Source organism: Pseudomonas sp. TMW 2.1634 (assembly GCF_001703595.1).
Taxonomy (GTDB): domain Bacteria; phylum Pseudomonadota; class Gammaproteobacteria; order Pseudomonadales; family Pseudomonadaceae; genus Aquipseudomonas; species Aquipseudomonas fragi.
Genome location: NZ_CP016849.1, coordinates 5392865 through 5416545 on the forward strand (window position 1 = coordinate 5392865; position 23681 = coordinate 5416545).

Sequence of the window (23681 nt, forward strand, 5' to 3'; positions counted from 1 at the left end):
AACGCTCCTTTAAATGACTGCCATTGAAGGGTGGCCGCCTCCAGGCTAAGTGAGCAGAGGCTGGGGCTCAGATTTTGCGTAGCAGCATGCGAAAATGGCGTTTTCAGCAGTCAGTACATGGGCAGTCTGGAAGGGCCGACTTTTTCTACAGAATCAGCCGATAGCTGCCGTTCACGAACGACTCCATCAGCTTGGATTCTCAGGAACGCTGACGGAAAAAGGTAACTCAATAGCGCACAGGTCTAAAGGTGGCTGGAAGATCCGTGTTTATTGGATTTGGCGTAGTACAGAGAAGATTAATTTTGAGTGATGCGCAAGGCAATGTAATAGTAAGTCATTGATTTATATGGCATTGAGCTTTATAGATTACTCAGATATTACCTGCACCGTATCGGCTGTAGCCCTTGAATCCGGGGGGGGCGTGATTTGAAAAAGCGGGGGCGGGCGGTATCGAATCTCTCCTTCAACGGCACAGTAAGTAAACACAAACCCCTGGTTTTCCTGGAGAAAGTCGGGGGTTTGTGGTTTCTGGCGTCTGGAAAAGGGCGGTATGGGAGCATTCGTGGGAATACGGCTGCAGGCCAGTTCGCGATCCGCCCCATTCCACCTTGCAGTACAGTGATGCACTGATGCGGCACGCGCCTGATTTATCTCAGGCGCGTTATTGCTTGTTGTGTGTGCAGGCATCCTGCTGATCCGTGGGGCTTTAAATCACCGCGTAGGCAAGCGCCGCAAGGTTCTGGGCACGTGGATCGATCATCATGTGGCGACCTGATATGGTTGTCACAAAGCTGAAGCTCACGTCACGCTCTGCATCGGCAAAGGCAATTGGGCCACCAAGCCCTATATGGCCGAAAGCGTTGGGCCCCATGCAGTGTGAAGCGTCCGGATCGGCCTTTTGCTCCATCATGCAACCCAGGCCATAGCGCATTGGCCGCTTCCAGATTCGATCCAGGCCATTGCTGTGCTCTTTGGTGAACTCATTGAGCATCTCTGTGCCGATCAAGCGCCCGGCCAGCAGGGCGCTGTAGAAACCGGCCAACCCGGCTGCCGTACTGTGTGAGCATGCTCCGGGCTGTTGAAACGCCCACCATTTACGATCGGATGTACGCCCGGGGGCTATTCCCGGATTAGTAAATGCAAGCGTCGAAATGTCTTCTGAATGACCAGTAACCACATCACGCAAGTGCTTAGAGTAGGGGTCGCCCACTCGCCCTCTGGCCGAGTCATAACGGGCGATGCGGTAAAATTCCTGGTCTTCTACGCCAAGATGAACCTCTAGCCCGTTGGGTCGGGTTATTTCCTCGTGGATAAAGGTGCAAGGGTTGCGCCCGTCCGTTCGCCTGATCAGCTCGCCGATTATCCAACCGTATGTTGTGGTGCCATACCCCAGCGCAGTTCCTGGTTGCCACCATAATGGCTCGGCAGCCAGTGTCTTGACCATCTGCTCCCAGTCATACATCGCAGGGTTGCGGTCCGGGAGTCTTAATGCCGGAATGCCAGAGGTATGGCTCAAGACATGGCGCAAGGTCACCTGGCATTTACCGCCCTGCGCGAACTCAGGCCAGTAATCAGCCACCGGGATATCCAGCTCCAGTTTTCCTTTCTCGACCAGCATTAATGCAGCCACCGCAGCGAACGGTTTTACCGTGCAAAATGTATTCGCCAATGTGTGTTTATTCCAGGGTATGTTTCCGTCGAGGTCCGACGAACCTGCCCATAGGTCCACAACCGTCGTGCCGCCAACGTTAATGCATAGCCCTGCGCCTCGTTCTTGCGGGTCATTAAAGATGGCTTCAAAAGCGCTTTTGACGGCTTCGAATTCGGGGGCACATAGTCCTTTTGCTTCCATGCGTAATGCTCCATGCAGTGAGCCAGTATTTATTAACGGCATACATAAAGGGCAGGGCCGATGCCCTGCACTAAAAGGTGTCGTTGAAAAAGGCGTAACGCGCTCTGAAGGTCACTGGGTGTGGGGGTGTTCAGTACGCTGTTTTTAGGGTGAGGTGATTTAAATAAAAGCGTGTGGTCTGATCAAACTTCGGGTTGCGAAAAGTTGTAGCGGTTTGATCGCTTGTAAGTGCCAAAGTCATTAAATCTGACACCGGCGTCCGCTAAAACTTTATGGGCGAAGGGTGCGGTCATTTGGCGCAGGTAGAACGGATCCCTGACCACAAAGTGATGAATGCAGTGGGTACTTCCGAAGTTGAAGCAAAACAACTGGAATGGCCACAGCCACCACCGGTTCATGACCTGGGTTTGTTGCAAGGGGTTGCGCGGCATGACGTCGCCGAAGTAGTGAATGTTGGAGCTGATAAAAAACAGGCAGAACTGGCGGATGATATTGGGCGCGACGATAATCACCACTGCAGCATTGACCACCTGCATCAGCAGTGCTGCGCCAGCCGAGAGCTCAACAGTGTGGCCCGTCAACGAGTTCACCCATGTGTACAGGTGGTAACCCAGGAATATATACCAGCAGCCCCAGTACAGAAGCCCCATGGGTGCATTCAAGCGAAGCACCTTGACGGTCAGGCTGATTTTTTCTTTCCAGGCAGGTGCGAACAAGGCATTTACAATGCCAAAGACAAAACCGTCGATGAGTTTTAAAAAGCGTTTGGCGCCCCACTGGCTGCCGCTGGTGGTAATCCAGGCTTCAACATCGGTCTGGGTACCGGACTCTTTATGATGATGAAAGTGCAGTTCACGGCGCAGCCAGGGGCTGGGCATGCCGGGGCGGGCTATCCAGCACAACAGCATCATCAGGTTGTGCGCCACGGGTTGTTTGCGGAAATACAGGCGATGAATCAAGTCGTGCTCAAGTTCATGAATAAATGACGTCAATAACGCATTGATTAAAATACACAGCCAGCCGGGAATAAGACCTTTTATATACAGTGTGCCTGTGACGATCATGCCAATAATTGAAACGGCCATCACGCTGGCGCCGAGGGTGTTCTGGAAAGCCAGTATGCGATAGCGTTTGCGCAGCTCATTACTGTGCTGGGTGATTTTTTGAGTGACGTCGTTAATTAAATCCTGCTCGGTTTTTGGCAGGGGTGTGCGGGGTGCTTGATTAGCAGTATTCATCACTTCATCCTTTGAAGACGATGGGTAGGAATCGCTCCTCTAGAAAAGCACATTTATTTTATTGGGCAAGTTTTAAAGTTTTTATGGCGAGTTGGTCAGACGAGTGGATATATATCGTTATATTGTCTGACAATAACTTTGCGGTTTTGGACTAACTATTGCGCCGGATTAAAAACCGCCCGCCCAACTAATGACGGATGCCATATAACTGTCTGAGCCGCATTGTTGCGCATGCTCGACCGGGTTGCCGGGATTGAAGGGTTACTCTGCGGGCCTGGCAATCATCAGGGACGACCGGGCGCAGCGCTGCCCGGTCACTGCCGAAGGCTAGCTTGAGGAGGACGGACTGTTTACCTCCAGCGCCCTGGAGATTGCTTGTTCTGCTTTCACGAATGCTGGTGTCTTGCCAGCATCGGCATAAATCTCTTCACCTTCTTCAATCCGGATGACCTCAGAACCCTTGACATAGGGCATGGCCTGTTCTGCTTGTTCAAGGGCGCAATGAATCAGGCTTTGGGTAATGGTGGCCTCATCCAGGCCGTAGGCTTGGGCGAAAGCCTTGATTTTGACCAGATCACGCTTGTGCAGTGAAAGGCTGTATTCAACCCGCTCGCTGGACTCCTGAGATCTGGATTCCCAGTTGTCGAGCATGGCCCTGAAGGCGTCCATATGGCTTCTCCTGTTTGGCGGCAAGTGCTGCTGGACAGTATGGCTCACGGTTGGCTGAAGTGCTTTTAGTTGCCACCCGTCTGAAAAAACAGCTTTGATCTAAACCTTTGCCATCACCTGCCTTCAGATTCTGTGCAGGGAATAAGCCTGCCTTTTTCTGGAGGACGTTATGAAACACCTGATTGGCCCCAAACGCTTCGTGGCAGGTTGTGCCCTGGTCTGTTCCCTGATCGTGGCCGCCACAGCCGTCGCAGCCAGTCCGGCAGACTTTGTTGATGAGGCCCACGCAGCAGGGATTGCGGAGATCGAAACCAGCCGTATGGCGATCAGTAAAACGTCATCCACCGATATAGAAAGCTATGCAGTGGAGGCCATCAAGGACCATACCAACGCCAACCGGGACTTGAAGGACCTGGCCAGCCGCCTCGGCCTGCCGGTGTCCAGCGACGAGCAACTGCTCGACAAGGCGAAAAAACTGATGCTGCAAGTGCAGGAGGGGGACTCGTTTGATGCGGCTTATGCGGCCAATCAGGTCAAGACCCATGAGCAGGCCATCAAGTTGTACAAGGAGCAGGCGCAAAACCCCGAGTCACCGGAGTTGCAGGCGTTTGCCGAAAAGTATCTGCCCAAGCTGGAAATGCATCTGCTGATGGCGCAAAAACTGGTGGAGGCTCACCACAAGTCCTGAGCCTTTAAGATGCAAAAACGCCCGGTGAGTGATCGACCGGGCGTGTTGTGCAGCGGGGCGTGGTTTAGACCGCGATTTCGTTGAAACCGCAATACTCTTCCCAGCTCATGTCCAGGGCTTCGGCAACTTCCTGATGCACTTCAAGGCGCATGCTCTTGAGTTCTTCAGGGGAGCGCGCGATCAGCTCCAGAGCCAGTTCCCAGGCTTCCAGGCCGCGGCTTTCGGCTTCGTCTTCAAAGGCCCACAAAATCTGTTGCTGGCGGTCCTCGGCGCTCAGCTCTTTCATTTCTTCGATCAGTTCAGGGTGCGCCTTGATAAAAGTATCCAGGGCCAGTTCGTTACGGGATTCTTTAGGGATCATATGGCGTCTCGGATGGTCAGGGCTTTTTTCGCATGCTAGCGAGTTCGCATTACGATGAAAAGCGCCATATAGCTGCCTAGCCGACCGGTTGCAGCTTGCTTTCACGCTGCAGGCTGTAGGCCCACACCGCCAGGGCCAGTGTCGCGACCACTGCGCCGACCACGACAATGCCGTCCCAGTCATAGGCCGGGTAGGTCTGCGCGCCTACCAGCGAGCCCAGGGCGCCGCCAATAAAATAGCAGGTGATATAACCGGCATTCAGGCGGTTGCGTGCGGCCGGGCGGACTTTAAATACCGCGTTCTGGTTACTCACATGGACCAGTTGCACGGCAAAATCCAGGGCCAGTACACCGATCAGCAACGCGACCAATGAGTGCCCGGCGAATGCCATCGGCAACCAGCACGCCAGCAGTACCAGCAGGCCGGTCGTGGTGGCCTGTTGCCCCTTGCCGCGATCAGCCATGCGCCCGGCCCAGTTGGCTGCCACCGCACCCACTGCACCGGCCAGGCCGAACAGGCCGATGACGGCGTCCGAGTAACTGTAGGGCGGTACGGCCAGCAAAAAGGCCAGGGGTGTCCAGAACAGGGCGAACAGCGAGAACGTCAGCAGGCCCAGCAGGGCGCGCAGGCGCAGTACTGGCTCTTCGACAAACAGGGTGAATACCGACTTCAACAGTTTCGGGTAGCTCAGGCCTGCGCTCTGGTGATGGTTGGGCAGGGCGCAGAACAGGGCGATGGCACTGATCAGCATCAGTGCGGCGGCCACCAGGTAGATGGTGCGCCAGTCGCCTGCCGACGACAGTGCGCCCGCCACGGTGCGGGCCAGCAATATGCCCAGTAACAGCCCGCTCATCAGGGTGCCGACCACCCGGCCACGGCTTTGCGGGTCGGTCAGGCTGGCCGCCATCGGCACCAGTACCTGGGCCGATACCGAAAACAGCCCGGTCATTGCCGTGCCGATCAGCAGCCAGGTCAACGAAGGGGCAAACGCGCTGAGCAGAAGACCCAGGGCGCTGAGCACGGTCATGGTGACGATCAGGCGGCGTTGTTCAAACAAATCACCCAGCGGCACCAGCAGCAACAGGCCGGCGCCATAGCTGAGCTGGGCCGTGATGACCACGGTGCCGGCGCTGCCCATGCTCAAGCCCAACTGTTGGGCGATGGTGTGCAGCAAGGGCTGGGCGTAATAGTTGCTGGCGACAGCCAGGCCGGTGGCGGTGGCCATCAGCAGGATCAGGGCAGTGCTAAGAGGCTTTGTTGCAGTAGTAGGCGCGGACATTGGCTGTCTCGTTGGCATGGGGAATGCGACGAAGTATTGGAATGCCAGCGAAGAATGTCACTGAATATGTCGGCAATTTTAATTTATAAACCACAAAGCCCCTGGCGATACACACCAGGGGCTTTGCTTGCAGCCGTTGCAGCCAATTTTTAGTTGCGACGGCCCAGCAGCAGGCCTACGACCAGACCAAAACCGGCCGAAATGGCCACGGTCTGCCACGGATGGCCGCCGATGTAGCTTTCAGTGGCGTCGACCACAGGTTTGGTACGCTCACGCACATTGGTCACTGAATCCAGTGCCTGCTTGAGCTTGAGGCTGACCTGCGCACGCAGGGTTTCGCCTTCTTCGCCGATCAGGGACGCGCTGTCCTTGAGCAGCTTTTCAGATTCGGCAATCAGGTCTTGCAGCTCGCTGAACGCTTGATCCTTGATTTGATCTTCAGCTTGTACGGCATTTTTTCGAGCCATTGCGGTACTCCTTGCAGGTTAAAGGGGTGATAAGTAATGGAGTCAACCCAATGCTAAAAAGTTGCATCTGATTTGCGCCTGAGCTGACAGCGTAGTCAAAAACCAGACTGAGACACTTCTTTGTAGGGTGTAAGATGTCACCTAAATTTACGCCGCAGGAAATTCCCATGAGCTTCAACCTCGCCAACAAGCCTCTCGCAGAGCGTGCAGCGCTTGAAGATGAAAAATCCCGTTTGTATGACCTTTGGCAGAGCAACCTGGGCAAGGCCAAAGGCGATGCGGCGCGTTTGTTCGGTGAGCGCGCCAAGCGCAAGGGCAAGTGGGCGGAATGGGTGCGTTCGGAACTGGACGCCATGTCGCCGCCCGAATACGCCAACATGGTGCGCAGCGAAGTGAACCGCATGATGGCTGCGGCCAAGTAATTCATACCCAAAAGCTACTGTCTGTGGGAGCGGGCTTGCTCGCGATTCAGGCGCCGCGATTTATCTGAGTAACCGGGGCGATGCCATCGCGGGCAAGCCCGCTCCCACCGTTGCCTAGAGCGTTTCGCAAACGCTGAACACCTGCACCGCGCCGCCCACATTGATCTGCACTTCGTCATCCAGCTGCTTGCCCAGCAAGGCAGCGCCCAGCGGTGCGCGCGGGGTGATCACGGTGACCGTCTGTGCGCCGTGTTCGAGCTTGAGCCCGGCGGCATCGGGGGCGAGAAACAGCCACTGCGCACTGCCGTTTTCAGCCTCCAGTTGAATCAGCGCCCCGATCTGAATGCCGCTTGCTGCGTCGTATGGCGCCAGGGGCATGGCCCGGCAGTTTTTCAGCGCCTGGCGGATTTCTTCAACCCGGCGGGCCTGCCCCGTGGCCAGATACGAAGCTTCAAGGCCAAGGGTGTCGTATTTGTTTTCGGCGATGTTTTCCGCGTGGGTCGCCGCTTCATAGGCGGTTTGCGCTGCGCGCTGGAGCACGTCGAGGTCGATTTCGAGCTTTTGCAGCATCAGCAGGTGCACAGCAGTCTTGTTCATGGGTCGAGGCGAGGCTTGAGAGAGACAAGCGGCGATTGTCGCACGAGTGCCGCGCAGATTTATGCGCCTTAAACCTTCTGTACGCGTTCAATTATGCGGACAATCAGCCCTTTGAATGTTGGAGCCCGGAATGAAAGCCTCCTGGGATATTTTTTGCAGTGTGGTCGATAACTACGGCGACATTGGTGTGACCTGGCGCCTGGCCCGGCAACTGGTGGCCGAACATCAGCAGGGTGTGCGCTTGTGGGTCGATGATCTGCGGGCCTTTGTGCCGCTGTGCCCCGAGGCGGATGCGCAGGCGGCGCGGCAATGGCAGCAGGGGGTCGAAGTGTGCCAGTGGCCGCAGCCGTGGCAGCCGACGGCAGTGGCCGACGTGGTGCTGGAAGCCTTTGGCTGCAAATTGCCCGAGGCCTACTTGCAGGCGATGAAAGCGCGAGCAACCCCTGCGCTGTGGATCAATCTTGAGTATTTGAGCGCCGAAGACTGGGTCAATGGGTGCCACGGCCTGCCCTCCATGCGCCCGGATGGTTTGAAGCGCATGTTTTTCTTTCCAGGGTTTACCCCGGATACCGGCGGGCTGCTGCGTGAGGCCGACCTGTTGAAGCGTCGCCGTGCCTTTGAGCAGGATCCGCAAGCCAAACAGGCTTTTTTGCAGGGGTTGGGGGTTACACCGGCAAGCGATGCGCGGTTGATTTCATTGTTTGCCTATGAAAATACCGGGCTGGCCAGCTGGCTGGACGCAATGGCAGCGGGCAGTGTACCGACCCATCTGCTGGTGCCTCAGGGACGGATTATGGGTGATCTGCTGCGCTGGCTTGGGGTTGAACAACTGGCGGTGGGGCAGGTGCAGCAACGCGGGGCCTTGACCGTGCAGACTTTACCGTTCGTCCGTCAGCAGGACTACGACCTGTTGTTATGGAGCTGTGATTTCAACGCAGTGCGCGGTGAAGACTCGTTTGTACGTGCGCAATGGGCGGGGCGCCCCCTGCTGTGGCACATCTATGAGCAGGAAGAAGACGCGCACTGGGTCAAGCTCAATGCGTTCCTCGATGTGTACGTCAAAGGCCTGTCGCCGCTGGCTGCCCAGGCATTTACCGGGCTTTGGCATGCCTGGAATGCGGGTGCCGACATGGCGCAAAGCTGGAATTCGCTGCTGGAACACTGGCCCGAGATCACCGCGCACGCCGAGCGTTGGTGTCTGGAACAGTCATTACAGGCCGATCTTGCGCAAGCGCTAGTACTGTTTTATAGAAATTGGATATGATACGCGACCTAGATTTTTGTAAATCTCAATCCAAATTCGGATATTCGTAATGAAAACTGGTAAAGAGCTTAAACCCGGTACAGTCATCAAGCTCGAAAACGACCCTTGGTTGGTTCAGAAAGCTGAATTCACCAAGTCCGGTCGTAACAGCGCGATCATGAAGACCAAGCTGAAAAACCTGCTGACTGGCTACAAGACCGAAATCGTATACAGCGCTGACGACAAGCTGGAAGACGTGATCCTGGATCGCAAAGAAGCGACCCTGTCCTTCATCAGCGGCGACACCTACACGTTCATGGACACCACTGACTACACCATGTACGAGCTGAACGCTGAAGACATCGAAGCCGTTCTGCCATTCGTTGAAGAAGGCATGACCGACGTTTGCGAAGCCATCTTCTTCGAAGACCGTCTGGTTTCCGTAGAGCTGCCGACCACTATCGTGCGTCAGGTTGACTACACCGAAGGTTCCGCTCGCGGCGACACTTCGGGCAAGGTGATGAAGCCTGCCAAACTGAAAAACGGTACCGAGCTGAGCGTTGCTGATTTCGTTGAAATCGGCGACTGGATCGAAATCGATACCCGTGACGGTGGTTCCTACAAGGGCCGCGCCAAGGTTTAAACCTTGCGTTAACCGTACGATAAAAAGCCCGGCCTGTTGGTCGGGCTTTTTTTTGCCCGGCAAAAGCCCCGGCCTGGTGCTTTGCCCGGGGCCGGGGACTGGGTAGCATGGGCGCTTACCAAGAGGGGCGGTAATGCTGATCGATTTTGTAATGTATGCAGCCTTGGGCGTCGCGATGGGCGCGCTGGGCGGGTTGTTCGGGATTGGTGGGGGCTTGATCGCCATTCCGGTGCTGGGGTTGTGGTTCGGTCTGGATCAGCAATTGGCGCAAGGCACGGCCCTGGCCATGTCGGTGCCCAATGTGTTTTTGGCGCTGTACCGCTATCAGCAGCGCAACCGGATCAATCTGCGTCAGGCATTGCCGCTGGTGCTGATGAGTTTTTGCTTCGCCTGGCTGGGGGCAATGTTCGCGGTCGGGGTGGATGCAGGGGTTATTCGCTGGGGCTTTATCGCCTTTTTACTGGCGATCACCCTCTACAACCTGATCAAAATGTACACCTCGGCGCCACCCTCAGTCACCGGTTCACGCTACGGCTGGCCGTGGTTTGGGGTGCTGGGGGCCGTAGCGGGCACGACCGGCGGGTTGTTTGGGGTGGGCGGGGCCGTGGTGGCGGCCCCCGTGCTGACCAGCGTGTTCGGCACCACGCAGGTGATGGCTCAGGGCCTGTCGCTGGCCCTGGCAGCGCCGAGTACTGCGGTTACCTTGCTGACGTATGCGGTGCATGACGAGGTCAACTGGGTCATGGGCGTGCCGATGGCCATCGGTGGCCTGTTGAGCATCAGCTGGGGTGTCAAGCTGGCCCACGCCCTGCCGGAGCGCATGCTGCGCGGCTTGTATTGCGCCTTTTTGCTGCTGTGCGCGGGGTTGCTGGCAATCAAGGCTTGAAGCCTTCAACGATGTACTCGGCAAAGCACTCGATAATGGGCGACGACGCGCTGTTGGCTTTGCGCAGCAGCACGATACTGGCGGAGGGCAGCACGGGCAGGTTCTCGGCCTCGCCGATGATGCGCAGGTCCGGGGTCAGCAGGCTTTGCAGCTGCGCGGTCACGGCCAGCCCGGTACTCACCACGGCGTTGATTGCCGCCAGGCTGGCGCTGGTGTAGGCCACCCGGTATTCACGTTGCTGAATATCCAGCGCATTGCAGGCCCAGGTTCGGCAAAAACAGTCGGTATTGAACATCGCCAGCGGCAGGGGCGTTTGCTCGTGGGGCGAGAAGCCCTGGGCCACCATCCAGACAAAACGCTCCTGGCGCAGGATCTGGCCCATTTCGGTGCCGGGTTTGCGGGTGACGATGGTCAGGTCCAGGTCGTTGCGCTGCAACAGCTGCGATGATGGCTCGCAATGCACCTCGACATTGATCAGCGGGTAATCCTGGGCAAAACGCGACAGCACCCCGGGTAAAAAGCGCATCACATAATCATCCGGCGAGCCGATCTTCACCGTGCCCACCATCTGTGGCTGGCGCAGGGTGTTGAACACCTCGCTGTGCAACTTGAGGATGCGCCGCGCATAGCCGAGCAGCACGATGCCTTCCTGGGTCAGGCTGACATTGCGCCCCTCGCGCTGGAATAGCGCACATTTCAGTACGTCTTCTTCCAGGCGTTTCATTTGCATGCTGACGGCGGACTGGGTGCGATTGACCACTTCGGCGGCGCGGGTAAAGCCGCCGTGATCGGCGATTGCGGCAAAGGTGCGCAGCAGGTCGGTGTCGATGCTGGGGAATTCAGCCATTGATCAATCTCGCAGATGTGTCGCATAAGAAACATTCGTTGGATTGATCTTATGCCCGCGCCGACACTTGAGCCATACCCCAGGAGGCTCAAGTGATGAAAGGTCAAATAGGCAGAGTGTGGATGGCCCGGATTTCGCGCTGGTATCAACTGTCGCGCGAGCGGGCCTGCTTGCGGCAGATCAGCGATGCGGCGCTCAAGGATCTTGGCTTGAGCAGGGCGGATATCGAAACCGAAAGCCACCGGGCTTTTTGGGATGATCCGTTTAACAAGTGAGGCGAGCTTGCCTCAACCCCTCTGTGGGAGCGGGCTTGCTCGCGATGGTATCCCCCGGCTTTGCCTGAGGCACCGGGGTGTCCGCATCGCGAGCAAGCCCGCTCCCACAAGATCGGCATGCACACAGTGTGTGGGTCAGCGCTTGACCTGCTTGAGCGTCTCGGCAATCAAAAATGCCAGTTCCAGCGACTGATCGGCGTTCATGCGCGGGTCGCAGTGGGTGTGATAGCGGTCCGACAGGCCGTCTTCGGTAATCGGGTTGGCCCCACCGATGCATTCGGTGACGTTTTGCCCGGTCATCTCGATATGAATGCCGCCGGCATAGCTGCCTTCAGCCTCATGGACCTGGAAGAACTGCTTCACCTCACCCAGGATCTGCGCAAAGTCACGGGTCTTGTAGCCGCTGCTGGCCTTGATGGTGTTGGCGTGCATCGGGTCGCAGCTCCACAGCACCTGCTTGCCTTCACCTTCCACGGCGCGGATCAGTTGCGGCAGGTGATCGCCGACCTTGTCGGCACCCATGCGCACGATCAGGTTGAGGCGGCCGGGGTCGTTGTCCGGGTTGAGGATATCGATCAGGCGGATCAGGTCTTCGTTGTTCATGCTCGGGCCGACCTTGACCCCGATCGGGTTGTTGACCCCGCGCAGGAACTCGACATGGGCACCGTCCAGCTGGCGCGTGCGGTCGCCGATCCACAGCATATGTGCCGAGCAATCGTAGTAATCGTTGGTCAGGCTGTCGCGTCGTACAAAGGCTTCTTCGTAGTTGAGCAGCAGCGCTTCGTGGGCGGTAAAGAAGCTGGTTTCACGCAGTTGCGGCGAGCTGTCCATGCCGCAGGCGCGCATAAAGGCCAGGGTCTCGTCGATGCGGTCGGCCAGTTGGCTGTATTTTGCCGCCAGCGCCGAGTTGGCGATAAAGTCCAGGTTCCACTTGTGTACCTGGTGCAGGTCGGCAAAACCGCCCTGGGCAAAGGCGCGCAGCAGGTTCAGGGTGGCGGTGGACTGGTGATAGGACTGCAGCAGGCGCTCCGGATCGGGCACGCGGCTTTTTTCATCAAAGCCGATGCCGTTGACGATATCGCCACGGTAGGCCGGCAGGGTCACGCCGTTGATGGTTTCATCATTGGCCGAGCGCGGCTTGGCGAATTGCCCGGCCATGCGACCGACCTTGACCACCGGGCAACCTGCCGCGAAGGTCATGATAATGGCCATTTGCAGCAACACCTTGAAGGTGTCGCGAATCTTCGCCGCCGAAAATTCGGCAAAACTTTCAGCGCAATCGCCGCCCTGAAGCAGAAACGCCCGACCTTGAGTGACTTCGGCAAACTGGCGGCGCAGCTCGCGGGCTTCCCCGGCAAACACCAGCGGCGGGTAACTGGCCAGGCTTTGCTCGACGCGCAGCAGGTGCGCAGCGTCCGGGTAGTGGGGTTGTTGCTGGATCGGCAGGGCGCGCCAGCTGTCAGGGGTCCAGATTGGGCTCATCGCAGACTCTAGTATTTGTTGGGGGTGGCCCATGTTAGCAGCAATTAGTGCGTGACCTGTTGCGCTGCAATGGCCGACAATCGCGCCTTTGCGCTCGCTATCGAGTGGCTGTTTTTTCAGCGTTGCGGGTAGTGCCGGAGCGCGGCAAGGAGTGGAAATGTCTGAGGAGCGCGTAGAGCGTCTGCTCGCCGAAGTTCACGATGACTTCGGCATGATTCGGGTACTGGAAGTGGCTGACTACCGTTTCCTCGAATTTGGCGATGCAATCGAGCAAAGTTGCGTGTTCACCGCTGACCCCAGCTGGCTGGAGTACGATTACACCCGTGCCATGCTGATCGGTGCGCTGTGCCATGACGCCCCGGAAAGCGCGTTGTTCCTGGGGCTGGGCGCCGGAACCCTGACCCAGGCCTGCCTGAAATTCTTGCCCCTGGAAGATGTCGAAGCCATCGAGCTGCGCCCTGATGTGCCACGCCTGGCCATTGAATACCTGGGCCTGGACGATGATCCGCGGTTATTTATACGCATTGGCGATGCACTTGAACTGCTCGACAGTGCAGAGCCGGCGGACTTGATTTTTGTCGATCTGTACAACGACCTGGGTCCGGCTGCGGGGCATCTGGCCTGGACCTTTCTTGAAAGCTGCCAGAAAAAACTGGCCCCCAACGGCTGGCTGATCATCAACCAGTGGGCCACCGATGATGGCAAGCCGCTAGGTGCTGCCCTGTTGCGCGGCCTGTATCACCGCCATTACTGGGAGCTGCCGGTCAAGGAGGGTAACGTGATCCTGATGGTGCCTGCCGATCTGGAACAGACCCTGGACATCGACGCGCTGACCGTTCGTGCGCAAGCCCTGGCACCGCGTCTGGGCTATTCGCTGGAGTCGCTGATCAAGGCAATTCGCCCGGCAACCTGATGCCCGACGGTGAAACGTTTTAGCGTTTGCCCCAGGGTGGCCCGGCACGAAACGCTTTTTCAGGGACGAAAAAATCGTTAAAGCCCGGTCTACAGAGGGGTACAGGCGTTTTTACAGCAAAAAACCCCTTCTTTTTTTTGATAAATCCGGTATAGTGCGCGCCGGCCTTTAGCCGGGCCACGTTTAGGTGTCGCATTTCCCGAAGCACGCTTCGGCTGCTCGTCCGTTTCGCGGACAACTCCTGAACGCTCCATTCATTTAACGTTTTCGCAAATCCCCGCCGACAAAGCAGCCAGGGCGACTCTTGAGTCTTACACGGCATGCGCAGCTTTGGAGCATGGGTCTTTGCGGATGCACTTAGAGGCAGACCCATGACCCAGGAAACCGGCGGCTTCGCCGCTTTTAATCTTAACCCGAACATTCTTTCTGCTGTCATTGCGACTGGCTACGAAGAACCTTCGGCTATTCAGCAGCAATCGATCCCGATCATCATGGCCGGTCACGACATGATTGGTCAGGCGCAAACCGGTACGGGTAAAACCGCCGCGTTCGCCCTGCCGATCCTGCACCGCATCGATCCTGCTAAGCGCGAGCCGCAAGCCCTGATCCTGGCGCCAACCCGTGAGTTGGCGCTGCAAGTAGCAACCGCTTTCGAAACCTACGCCAAGCAAATGCCGGGCGTTACCGTTGTGGCCGTTTACGGCGGCGCCCCTATGGGTCCACAACTGAAAGCAATCCGTAATGGCGCACAGATCGTTGTCGCCACTCCGGGCCGTCTGTGCGACCACCTGCGTCGTGACGAAAAAGTGCTGTCGACCGTGAACCACCTGGTTCTGGACGAAGCTGACGAAATGTTGAAACTGGGTTTCATGGACGATCTTGAAGTTATCTTCAAGGCACTTCCGCCAACCCGTCAGACCGTATTGTTCTCGGCAACCTTGCCGCAGTCGATCCGTGCCATTGCCGAACGCCATCTGCGCGATCCGCAACACGTGAAGATCCAGACCAAGACTCAGACCGTTACCGCGATCGAACAGGCTCACCTGTTGGTTCACGCTGACCAGAAGACCTCGGCTGTATTGAGCCTGCTGGAAGTTGAAGATTTCGACGCCCTGATCATGTTCGTTCGCACCAAGCAAGCGACCCTGGACCTGGCCAGCGCCCTTGAAGCCAAAGGCTACAAGGCTGCTGCACTGAACGGTGACATCGCCCAGAACCAGCGTGAGCGCGTGATCGACTCCCTCAAGGATGGCCGTCTGGACATCGTTGTGGCGACCGACGTAGCGGCACGTGGTCTTGATGTTCCACGTATCACTCACGTGTTCAACGTTGACATGCCTTACGATCCAGAGTCCTACGTTCACCGTATCGGCCGTACTGGCCGTGCCGGTCGCGAAGGTCGTGCACTGCTGCTGGTGACTCCGCGTGAGCGCCGCATGCTGCAAGTGATCGAGCGTGTAACCGGTCAGAAGGTTGCGGAAGTCCGCCTGCCGGATGCCCAGGCTGTTCTGGATGCTCGCATCAAGAAGTTGACCAACAGCCTGACGCCGCTGGTTGCTGACGCTGAAGCTACTCACGGTGATCTGCTGGATCGCCTGATTGCTGATATCGGTTGCAGCCCGCGTGCCCTGGCCGCTGCTCTGCTGCGCAAGGCCACCAACGGTCAGGCCCTGACCCTGGCCGCCATCGAGCGTGAGCGTCCACTGGTGCCGAACAGCGCACCGCGTGAGCGTTCCGAGCGTTCGGGTGACCGTCCGGATCGTGGTGATCGTGAGCGTCGTGCTCCGGTTCCATTGGCTGAAGGCCGTGCTCGTTGCCGTACCGCGCTGGGTGCGCGTGACGGTATCGCTGCCAAGAACCTGCTGGGCGCTATCCTCAACGAGGGTGGCCTGGCGCGTGAAGCGATCGGTCGCATCCAGGTGCGTGACAGCTTCAGCCTGGTAGAACTGCCGGAAGCCGGTCTGGAAGGTTTGCTGGCCAAACTGAAAGACACCCGCGTTGCTGGCAAGCAGTTGAAACTGCGTCGCTACCGCGAAGATTAATCACTGTTGCAGTGATTGATCGCTAAAAAAATCCCCGCCTGGTGCGGGGATTTTTTTTGTCCGTCATTTGTACTGGCTGGCCTTTGTGGGAGCGGGCTTGCTCGCGATGGCATCGACGCCGTTCAACTGCGCTACCGCGCCGCCAGCATCGCGAGCAAGCCCGCTCCCACAGGATATGGGGCGCTAGCCAAACCGGTAGATATCCATGCCCAGCGCGCCCAGCGTCCAGCCCTGGTGGGCAATGCTGAACGGGCCGCCCGCGGCGCGGGCAAAATACAACGGCAGCAGGTGCTCGTCGCTGGGGTGGTTTTTGGCGGCGAAAGGCGCCTGTGTGCGATAGGCATGCAGTGCGGTTTCATCATCAGCTGCCAGTTTGTCGATCATCCAGTCACGGAAAGCCTTGGCCCAGGGCTCGATGCTCTCAGGGCCGGCGTGCCAGTCCAGTTCGCGCAGGTTGTGGGTGATGCTGCCCGAGCCGATGATCAGCACGCCCTCGCTGCGCAGGGCCGCCAGTGCATGCCCGACTTTGGTCTGGCCAACCGGGCCAAGCTGGCTGGGCAGCGACACCTGCACCACCGGAATATCTGCGTCCGGGTACATTAATGACAGTGGCACCCAGGCACCGTGGTCAAAAGGCCGTCTGGCGTCCAGCCGGGCCGGCAGGCCGTTGTCTGCCAGCAGCGCGGCGATCCGCGCCGCCAATGCAGGCTCGCCGGGCGCCGGGTATTGCACGGCAAACAGGGCTGGCGGGAAGCCGCCGAAGTCGTGCCAGGTCTCGGGCGCCGGGTTGCTGGCGACCCGCAGGTCGGGGCTTTCCCAATGCGCGGACACCAGCACAATGGCTGTTGGTCGCGGCAGTTCGGCCGCCAGGCGTTTGAGCGCCGGGCCACTGGCGCCCGGTTCCAGTGCTAGCATGGGGGAGCCGTGGGAAATAAACAGGCTGGGGAGCATGAACGATGTCCTCAAAGTTAAGATGCGTCATCTTCATCCCGATCATTGATCTAAATCCAATATAAGTTTTAGTACTTATCTATCGAATTTAAAGGTGAATCATGCAGCCCGAATTTTGGCACGACCGCTGGGATCGCAATCAGATCGGCTTTCACCTGCAACAGGTCAACCCATACCTGCCGCGCCTTTGGCCCGCTTTGGGCCTTGAGCAGGGCGGGTGTGTGCTGGTGCCGCTGTGTGGCAAGAGCCTGGATATGAGCTGGTTGGCGGCCAACGGTCATGAAGTGCTGGGGGTGGAGCTGACGCAGACGGCCGTGGAGCAGTTTTTCAGCGAGCAGCAGGTCGAGCCACAGATTCGCCAGCAGGGCGCCTTCAAGGTGTACGAGGCAGGCCCGGTGACGATCCTGTGCGGTGACGTGTTCGCCCTGACGGAGGCTGACGTGGTGTCCTGTGTGGGGCTGTATGACCGTGCTGCAACCATTGCATTGCCTGCCGAAATGCGCGCTGCCTACGCTCAGCACCTGAACCGGATTCTGCCGAGCGGTTGCCGTGGCCTGTTGATAACCCTCGACTACGATCAGTCACAAATGAACGGCCCGCCGTTTTCGGTGCCGGACGCCGAGGTGCAGAGCCTGCTGGCACCTGCCTGGACGCTGGAAATCATTGAGCAACCCGATGTGCTCGATCAGGAATGGAAGTTCCTCAAGGGCGGGGTGACGCGCCTGGTGGAGCGGGTGTATCGCCTGGAAAAAACCGCCTGAGCGAAATCGCAGGCACAAAAAAGGGCGACCGCAGTCGCCCTTTTTTGTGTTTGCCGTGGGTTAGCCGCGGCGACGCAGAGCATCGATACGTTCTTCCAGTGGCGGGTGGCTCATGAACATCCGCGCCAGGCCTTGCTTGAGGCCGCCGTTGATACCGAAAGCCGCCATGGTGTCCGGCATGTGAACCGGCAGGCCCTGTTCGGAGCGCAAGCGCTGCAGGGCGCTGATCATGGCCGAGGTGCCGGCAAGCTGCGCACCGGCTTCGTCAGCGCGGAACTCACGCTTGCGCGAGAACCACATCACAATGGCGCTGGCCAGGAAGCCCAGGACCAGTTCGGCGAAAATGGTCGCGACGTAGTAGGCAATGCCGCGGCCTTCATCGTTCTTGAACACCACCTTGTCGACAAAGTTGCCGATGATCCGTGCGAAGAACATCACGAAGGTGTTCACCACGCCCTGCACCAGTGCCAGGGTGACCATGTCACCGTTGGCAACGTGGCCGATCTCGTGGGCCAGTACCGCTTTGACTTCATCGGGCGAAAAACGCTCGAGCAAACCCTGGCTGACAGCGACCAGGGCATCGTTTTTGTTCCAGCCTGTGGCAAAGGCATTCGCCTCATAGGCAGGGAAAATCCCCACTTCAGGCATTTTGATTCCCGCCTCGCGGGACAATTGCTCAACGGTTTGCATCAACCATTGTTCATGACGAGTACGAGGTTGAGTGATCACCTGGGTGCTGGTGCTCATCTTCGCCATCCATTTGGAGATGAACAGCGAGAACAAAGACCCTGCAAAACCAAAGACCGCACAGAACACCAACAGCTGACTGAGGTTCAGATCAACCCCGTTGGCCGCCATGAACCCGTCGAAGCCGAACAGGCTCAAGGTGATGCTGGCAATCAGCACGACCGCCAGGTTAGTGGCCAAAAACAGCAGAATGCGCATCATGGTTGTAAGAATCTCCTCGTCTTAAAGGTGTTGCCGTATGCGGGTATATAAGGTGCTGCCCCGGGCTATTCAACCAAGTGACTATTTCAAACTGTGTCCTTCAGCCTGATTCTAGTTGCATGCGGGGCATTTCCTAATATGAAGGAACGTTTTTCTGCGCCAGAAGTTCCACCTCAAGCCAATAAACACGGGGCTTTGTCGTTTGCAGGGGTTTTTTGAGGGGGAAAGAGGGCGACAGCAGGCACTGCGTGAAGAATGTTTCATCTGACACATGCTGTGCGACTTTTGATTGGTCGCACAGCGTGCTCAGAAATTACTGACGGTAGGTCTTCAGGAAGTTACCGATTCGGCCGATGGCCATGTCCAGCTCGTCGACACGCGGCAGGGTCACCACGCGGAAGTGGTCAGGCCACGGCCAGTTGAATGCCGTGCCTTGCACCACCAGCAGTTTTTCCGAGAGCAGCAGGTCCAGCACGAATTTTTCGTCGTTGAGGATCGGGCACACTTTCGGGTCGATACGCGGGAATGCGTACAGCGCCCCCATCGGTTTTACGCAGCTGACCCCAGGGATGTCGTTGAGCAGTTCCCAGGTGCGGTTGCGCTGCTCCAGCAAACGGCCGTTGGGCAGGACCAGGTCATTGATGCTCTGGTAGCCGCCCAGTGCGGTCTGGATGGCGTGCTGGCTGGGCACGTTGGCGCACAGGCGCATGTTGGCCAGCATATCGATGCCTTCGATATAGCCCTGGGCGTTTTGCTTGGGCCCGGAGATGGCAATCCAGCCCGAGCGGAAACCCGCCACCCGGTACGACTTGGACAGGCCGTTGAAGGTCAGGCACAGCACGTCCGGGGCCAGGGACGCGGTGCAGATATGCACGGCGTCATCGTAGAGGATCTTGTCGTAAATTTCGTCCGAGAACACCACCAGGTTGTGTTGGCGGGCAATTTCCAGCATGCCCAGCAGCACTTCCTTGGAATACACCGCACCGGTCGGGTTGTTCGGGTTGATGATGACCATCGCCTTGGTGTTGGGGGTGATCTTGGCTTTTATATCCTCAAGATCAGGCCACCAGTTGGCTTGCTCGTCACACAGGTAGTGTACCGGGTGGCCGCCGGCCAGGGTCACGGCGGCAGTCCACAGCGGGTAGTCAGGTGCAGGTACCAGCACTTCGTCGCCATTGTTGAGCAGCGCTTGCAGCGACATCACGATCAGCTCGGACACGCCGTTGCCCAGGTAGATGTCTTCGATGCCGACCCCTTCCACCTGTTTTTGCTGGTAGTACTGCATCACGGCCTTGCGGGCGCTGAACAGGCCTTTGGAGTCGCTGTAGCCCTGGGCAGTCGGCAAGTTGCGGATCACGTCCTGGAGGATTTCGTCCGGCGCTTCAAATCCAAAGGGTGCGGGGTTGCCGATATTCAGCTTGAGGATGCGCTGGCCTTCCTCCTCCAGACGCTTGGCGTGCTTGAGCACCGGGCCGCGAATGTCATAACAGACGTTGGCGAGCTTGTTTGATTTGCTGACCTGCATGGCGATGTGATCCCGAAAATGAACGATCCAGGCGCTGTGATGACCACGGCACTGGGAAATTCTGTGTTTGCACACAGTGGCTAACACCGCTTTGCTTCAAGAATCCGTTTGAATGCAGTTGGGGCGGGTGCCAGACTGGTGTTTAACGAGGCGCAATCATACGTGCCACCCGACCCCTGGAAAAGCCACTGGTCGGGGTTTTTCAGTTGCAGAGGCATAAGCATGGAAAAGTTGAACAAAACCCTGGACGAATGGAAGGCCATGCTCGATCCGGAGCAATACAACGTGTGCCGGCTCAAAGGCACCGAACGGCCGTTTTCGGGCAAATACAACGGCACCAAAACCGACGGCGTTTATCACTGCATTTGCTGCAACGCGCCATTGTTCGATTCCAGCGCCAAATTTGATTCCGGCTGTGGCTGGCCGAGCTTTTACCAGCCCATTGGCGACAGTGCGATGGTCGAGATCCGTGACGTGAGCCACGGCATGGTGCGTACCGAAGTGGTCTGCGCCAAATGTGATGCGCACCTGGGCCATGTATTCCCTGATGGTCCACCACCCACCGGGTTGCGCTACTGCATCAACTCGGTGTGCCTGGACCTGGTTCCCCGCAACTGACCTTTTGAGGCGCCGTCATGCACGACAACCTGTTCGATATCCCATGCACCACTCTTGGCGGCGAGCCGAAAACCCTGGCGGATTTCCCGGGCAAAGCCGTGTTGGTGGTCAATACGGCCAGCAAATGTGGCTTTACCCCGCAGTACAAGGGGCTAGAGGCGCTGTGGCAGCAGTATCGCGACCAGGGTTTGGTGATCCTGGGGTTTCCGTGCAACCAGTTTGGCCAGCAGGAGCCGGGCGACGAAGCGGCCATTTCCGAGTTTTGCGAGCTGAACTTTGGCGTGAGCTTCCCGCTGTTCAAGAAGGTGGACGTCAATGGCCCCAAGGCCCATCCCTTGTTTGTCCAGCTCAAGAAGCGTGCGCCGGGATTGCTGGGGTCGCAGGGGATCAAGTGGAACTTCACCAAGTTCCTGGTCAGCGGCGATGGCCAGAGCGTCAAGCGTTATGCCCCGACCACCAAGCCCGAGGCGCTCAAGGCCGATATCGAGGCGCTGCTGCGTTAAGTGCTGGCCCCTTGTAGTCGCTGACTCGCGCAGCGAGGCTGCGTCCGGCGTGACGCAGCCTCGCTCCACTCGTCAGCGGCCACACAAAACTGTCTCTTTCAGGCTTTTTGCGGCACCCACACGTCAATCAGCGTCGCCAGCTCTTCACGTCGAAACGGTTTGGCCAGGTAGTCGTTCATGCCCGCCGAGCGACAGCGTTCGCGTTCTTCGGGCATGGCATTGGCCGTCAGGGCCACGATGGGCAGTTTCGGCCAGCGCCCGCGCTGGCGAATTTGCCGGGTAGCCTCGTAGCCATCCATCACCGGCATGTTGCAGTCCATCAACACCAGATCAAAGGTCTTCTGCTCCAGCAGGCTCAGGGCTTCGCCACCATGCGCCGCCACCCTCACATCACAGCCCAGTTTGCTCAGCATGCCCTTGGCCACCAACTGGTTGACCGGGTTGTCTTCAACCAGAAGAATCCGTGCCCGGCGCTGGGCAGGGGCGCTGTCGCGGCGCGCGCCAGGGGTTACGTCGTCATCTTTGAGCAGCAGGTGCTGCAAGGTTTTATACAGCGCGTAACGCGACAGCGGTCGGGCTTTTTGTTGCAGGGGGGCCAATGCATTGACTTGATCGCCGGGCATGAAGTTGCCATAGGCGGTCACCAGCAGAATGGGCGCGTTGATGGCAGGCCGCAGGCCAAACAGGCACTCGGGGCAGTCGGTGATCAGCAGGTCAGGATCGGTGCCCGCCAAGGAGTCGTTCAGGGAATAACGCTTGTAGTCCAGCCCCCAGAGTGGCAAATAGCTGCTGAGCAGTTCGCTCAAGCCACTGCTCGCCGCGCTGACGCCAATCACCCGCCCGCACAGCGGTTTTTGCTTGATCGCCGGGGTATGGCAGGGCAGCGGGAGTTCGGCGCAAAACTGGCTGCCAAAGCCGACTTCCGAGCTGATGGTCAGCCGCCCGTGCATCACTTCACACAGGCTGTTGGTCAGCGCCAGGCCTAACCCGGTGCCGCCAAACTGGCGGGTGATGGCTGCCCCTGCCTGGGTAAAGGGGCGGAAAATTCTCGCTTGTGCTTCCTGGGCGATGCCGATACCGGTGTCGCACACTTCGATACGCACTTGATCGTTTTGCGCGCTGAGGCGCACATCCACCCGGCCGAAGCGGGTAAATTTCAGGGCATTGGACAGCAGGTTGCTGACAATCTGGCGGACCCGGGTCGGGTCGCCGAGTACCAATGCCGGGAAATCCGGGTCGATCAGGCACGTCAGCTCCACGCTGGGCGCGGCGTTTTGTGACAACAGGTTGGCGGTGTCTTCGATCAACGTACCCAGGTCGAAAGCAATATGCTCCAGCTCCAGTTGGCCAGCATCGAATTTGGACAGGTCGAGAATGTCGTTGAGCAGTTCGACCAGAACCTTGCCCGAGTCGTGGGCAATGGACAGTTGCTGGTGTTGCTCGGCATTCAGCGGGCTGTCCAGGCACAGCGCCAGCATGCCCAGCAGGCCATTGAGCGGGGTGCGGATTTCGTGGCTCATATTGGCCAGGAACGCGGCGCGGGCCTGGGCCATTTCCAGTGCCGTGCTGCGCGCAGCTTCCAGCTCTTCATTGGAGTGACGCAGTTGCTCGTTGATTGTTTCCAGCTCTTGGGTGCGCTGTGAAACGATGGTTTCCAGCCGGGCCAGGTAGTCAGTGAGGCTGTTTTCGGCACGGCGCCGGTGTTCCATCTCCAGGGTCATGGCTTCGAACTGCTGGTTGGCAGCGTTGACCAATACGCCAATTTCGTCGTCTTCGTGACCGGGGGGGCAGTGCATCCGTGATTGACCGGGGTGGCCGGGCTTGCGCTGGCTGAGTTCGCGAATCACCCGCACCAGCGGCTTGGTCAGCATCACATAAAACAGCCCCATCAAGATAAAGGTCAGGATGAAGCTGCGGATAAAGCCGCTGAGCAAGGTGACTTCTGCACGCTGCAAAAATCGTTTGCCGAAAGGGTAGGTGTCCACTTCCAGGTGCAGCATGCCCATGCTCATTTCAGGCAGGTGGTTGAAGTACAGGCGCTCATCAAATGAGCGGTTGGCACCAAACAGAAAGTCGCTCAAGGCCCGGTAGCGCCCGCTTTCGGGTTGATCCTGCACCGCCGAAAGGACTACGCCGTCGCTATCGACCAGTTGCGCACTGATGATCGCCGGTGAGCGCAACAGGCCCTGCAACAGTTCCTGGGCCAGCTCGGCGTCAAGGTTGTAGGCAATGCGCGATGCCGGGTTGTGGCTGATCTCAAGCAGTGACTGGATTTCACGATTGATGGCGGCGTTTTCACTGGCATAATCGATGCCGATTTGCAGCAGGCTCAGCATGGCCCCGAGCACCAGCCCAACCAGCACAGTCAGCTTGGCTTGTTTGAAAGACAGGCGATGGGTGAGTTTTGTATCCATTGGGGTGCAGCACCTGTTTCCATTTCTTGCGGGGTGCAAGAGTAGTCGATTAGTAGG

General features: G+C 58.2%; 24 protein-coding genes. 11 read left to right on the top strand and 13 right to left on the bottom strand.

What is annotated here, in order from left to right; genetic code table 11:
• Nucleotides 1-706: 706 nt before the first annotated feature.
• The 3 genes from BFC21_RS25725 to BFC21_RS25735 all read right to left on the bottom strand — a co-directional run bounded on the left by BFC21_RS25725 (nt 707) and on the right by BFC21_RS25735 (nt 3759).
• Nucleotides 707-1852 (bottom strand): serine hydrolase domain-containing protein, encoded by a 1146-nt coding sequence (locus BFC21_RS25725; protein WP_088379286.1) that lies wholly within the window; start codon nt 1850-1852, stop codon nt 707-709.
• Between the two features lie 182 nt (nt 1853-2034).
• Nucleotides 2035-3090: a fatty acid desaturase gene (locus BFC21_RS25730; RefSeq protein WP_088379287.1), complete on the bottom strand. Its 1056-nt coding sequence runs from the start codon at nt 3088-3090 to the stop codon at nt 2035-2037.
• A 327-nt stretch (nt 3091-3417) separates the two neighbouring features.
• Nucleotides 3418-3759: a hypothetical protein gene (locus BFC21_RS25735; protein ID WP_016779993.1), complete on the bottom strand. Its 342-nt coding sequence runs from the start codon at nt 3757-3759 to the stop codon at nt 3418-3420.
• Nucleotides 3760-3928: 169 nt separating this feature from the next.
• Here BFC21_RS25735 and BFC21_RS25740 point away from each other — a divergent pair, with 169 nt between their 5' ends.
• Nucleotides 3929-4447 carry a DUF4142 domain-containing protein gene (locus BFC21_RS25740; protein WP_088379288.1) on the top strand — a complete coding sequence of 173 codons (519 nt, stop codon included), beginning with the start codon at nt 3929-3931 and terminating at the stop codon, nt 4445-4447.
• Between the two features lie 64 nt (nt 4448-4511).
• On the opposite strand, the gene BFC21_RS25745 is transcribed toward BFC21_RS25740, so the two are convergent.
• The 3 genes from BFC21_RS25745 to BFC21_RS25755 all read right to left on the bottom strand — a co-directional run bounded on the left by BFC21_RS25745 (nt 4512) and on the right by BFC21_RS25755 (nt 6554).
• A complete protein-coding gene (locus BFC21_RS25745) occupies nt 4512-4808 on the bottom strand; it encodes a DUF6388 family protein (protein WP_016779995.1) in 297 nt (98 codons plus the stop codon).
• A gap of 76 nt (nt 4809-4884) precedes the next feature.
• Nucleotides 4885-6087: an MFS transporter gene (locus tag BFC21_RS25750; RefSeq protein WP_120266651.1), complete on the bottom strand. Its 1203-nt coding sequence runs from the start codon at nt 6085-6087 to the stop codon at nt 4885-4887.
• A gap of 149 nt (nt 6088-6236) precedes the next feature.
• The gene (locus BFC21_RS25755) at nt 6237-6554 is read right to left on the bottom strand and encodes a YqjD family protein (RefSeq protein ID WP_016779997.1); all 318 of its coding nucleotides are present in this window, start codon (nt 6552-6554) and stop codon (nt 6237-6239) included.
• A 167-nt stretch (nt 6555-6721) separates the two neighbouring features.
• Here BFC21_RS25755 and BFC21_RS25760 point away from each other — a divergent pair, with 167 nt between their 5' ends.
• On the top strand, nt 6722-6976 hold the full coding sequence (locus tag BFC21_RS25760) for a hypothetical protein (RefSeq protein WP_016779998.1): 255 nt from the start codon (nt 6722-6724) through the stop codon (nt 6974-6976).
• A gap of 114 nt (nt 6977-7090) precedes the next feature.
• Here BFC21_RS25760 and BFC21_RS25765 read toward each other — a convergent pair whose 3' ends face one another.
• Entirely contained in the window at nt 7091-7573 is a 483-nt protein-coding gene (locus BFC21_RS25765; RefSeq protein WP_088379290.1) for a transcription elongation factor GreAB, read from the bottom strand.
• Between the two features lie 130 nt (nt 7574-7703).
• Between BFC21_RS25765 and earP the strand changes: the two genes are divergently transcribed.
• The 3 genes from earP to BFC21_RS25780 all read left to right on the top strand — a co-directional run bounded on the left by earP (nt 7704) and on the right by BFC21_RS25780 (nt 10345).
• Complete coding sequence (gene earP / locus BFC21_RS25770; protein ID WP_120266652.1) at nt 7704-8837, top strand: elongation factor P maturation arginine rhamnosyltransferase EarP; 1134 nt, start codon at nt 7704-7706, stop codon at nt 8835-8837.
• 49 nt (nt 8838-8886) lie between these two features.
• The gene (locus tag BFC21_RS25775) at nt 8887-9459 is read left to right on the top strand and encodes an elongation factor P (protein ID WP_016780001.1); all 573 of its coding nucleotides are present in this window, start codon (nt 8887-8889) and stop codon (nt 9457-9459) included.
• 133 nt (nt 9460-9592) lie between these two features.
• Nucleotides 9593-10345: a sulfite exporter TauE/SafE family protein gene (locus BFC21_RS25780; protein ID WP_088379291.1), complete on the top strand. Its 753-nt coding sequence runs from the start codon at nt 9593-9595 to the stop codon at nt 10343-10345.
• Here BFC21_RS25780 and BFC21_RS25785 read toward each other — a convergent pair.
• Nucleotides 10335-11192, bottom strand: a complete 858-nt coding sequence (locus tag BFC21_RS25785) for a LysR substrate-binding domain-containing protein (RefSeq protein WP_016780003.1) — start codon at nt 11190-11192, stop codon at nt 10335-10337. The two genes, BFC21_RS25780 and BFC21_RS25785, sit on opposite strands and share 11 nt — an antisense overlap.
• 95 nt (nt 11193-11287) lie before the next feature.
• Between BFC21_RS25785 and BFC21_RS25790 the strand changes: the two genes are divergently transcribed.
• On the top strand, nt 11288-11467 hold the full coding sequence (locus BFC21_RS25790; RefSeq protein WP_016780004.1) for a DUF1127 domain-containing protein: 180 nt from the start codon (nt 11288-11290) through the stop codon (nt 11465-11467).
• A 135-nt stretch (nt 11468-11602) separates the two neighbouring features.
• Here the strand turns inward: BFC21_RS25790 and BFC21_RS25795 are convergent, their stop codons facing one another.
• Nucleotides 11603-12949, bottom strand: coding sequence for a class II 3-deoxy-7-phosphoheptulonate synthase (locus BFC21_RS25795; RefSeq protein WP_088379292.1), 1347 nt, complete (start codon nt 12947-12949; stop codon nt 11603-11605).
• A gap of 157 nt (nt 12950-13106) precedes the next feature.
• On the opposite strand from BFC21_RS25795, the gene BFC21_RS25800 reads away from it, so the two are divergent.
• Nucleotides 13107-13862 (top strand): spermidine synthase, encoded by a 756-nt coding sequence (locus tag BFC21_RS25800; protein ID WP_016780006.1) that lies wholly within the window; start codon nt 13107-13109, stop codon nt 13860-13862.
• Between the two features lie 371 nt (nt 13863-14233).
• A complete protein-coding gene (locus tag BFC21_RS25805) occupies nt 14234-15904 on the top strand; it encodes a DEAD/DEAH box helicase (protein ID WP_016780007.1) in 1671 nt (556 codons plus the stop codon).
• A 183-nt stretch (nt 15905-16087) separates the two neighbouring features.
• On the opposite strand, the gene BFC21_RS25815 is transcribed toward BFC21_RS25805, so the two are convergent.
• Nucleotides 16088-16855, bottom strand: a complete 768-nt coding sequence (locus BFC21_RS25815) for a class III extradiol ring-cleavage dioxygenase (RefSeq protein WP_088379293.1) — start codon at nt 16853-16855, stop codon at nt 16088-16090.
• Nucleotides 16856-16956: 101 nt separating this feature from the next.
• On the opposite strand from BFC21_RS25815, the gene BFC21_RS25820 reads away from it, so the two are divergent.
• Nucleotides 16957-17616 (top strand): thiopurine S-methyltransferase, encoded by a 660-nt coding sequence (locus BFC21_RS25820; RefSeq protein WP_088379294.1) that lies wholly within the window; start codon nt 16957-16959, stop codon nt 17614-17616.
• Between the two features lie 60 nt (nt 17617-17676).
• Here BFC21_RS25820 and htpX read toward each other — a convergent pair whose 3' ends face one another.
• Together htpX and BFC21_RS25830 are read right to left on the bottom strand one after the other, a co-directional pair.
• Nucleotides 17677-18564 (bottom strand): protease HtpX, encoded by an 888-nt coding sequence (gene htpX, locus BFC21_RS25825; protein ID WP_088379295.1) that lies wholly within the window; start codon nt 18562-18564, stop codon nt 17677-17679.
• A gap of 313 nt (nt 18565-18877) precedes the next feature.
• Nucleotides 18878-20089, bottom strand: coding sequence for a pyridoxal phosphate-dependent aminotransferase (locus tag BFC21_RS25830; RefSeq protein WP_016780011.1), 1212 nt, complete (start codon nt 20087-20089; stop codon nt 18878-18880).
• Nucleotides 20090-20311: 222 nt separating this feature from the next.
• Here BFC21_RS25830 and msrB point away from each other — a divergent pair, with 222 nt between their 5' ends.
• Complete coding sequence (gene msrB, locus BFC21_RS25835; RefSeq protein ID WP_016780012.1) at nt 20312-20707, top strand: peptide-methionine (R)-S-oxide reductase MsrB; 396 nt, start codon at nt 20312-20314, stop codon at nt 20705-20707.
• A gap of 17 nt (nt 20708-20724) precedes the next feature.
• Entirely contained in the window at nt 20725-21210 is a 486-nt protein-coding gene (locus BFC21_RS25840) for a glutathione peroxidase (RefSeq protein ID WP_088379296.1), read from the top strand.
• 98 nt (nt 21211-21308) lie between these two features.
• On the opposite strand, the gene BFC21_RS25845 is transcribed toward BFC21_RS25840, so the two are convergent.
• Nucleotides 21309-23624, bottom strand: a complete 2316-nt coding sequence (locus BFC21_RS25845; protein WP_088379297.1) for a response regulator — start codon at nt 23622-23624, stop codon at nt 21309-21311.
• Between the last annotated feature and the right edge of the window lie 57 nt (nt 23625-23681).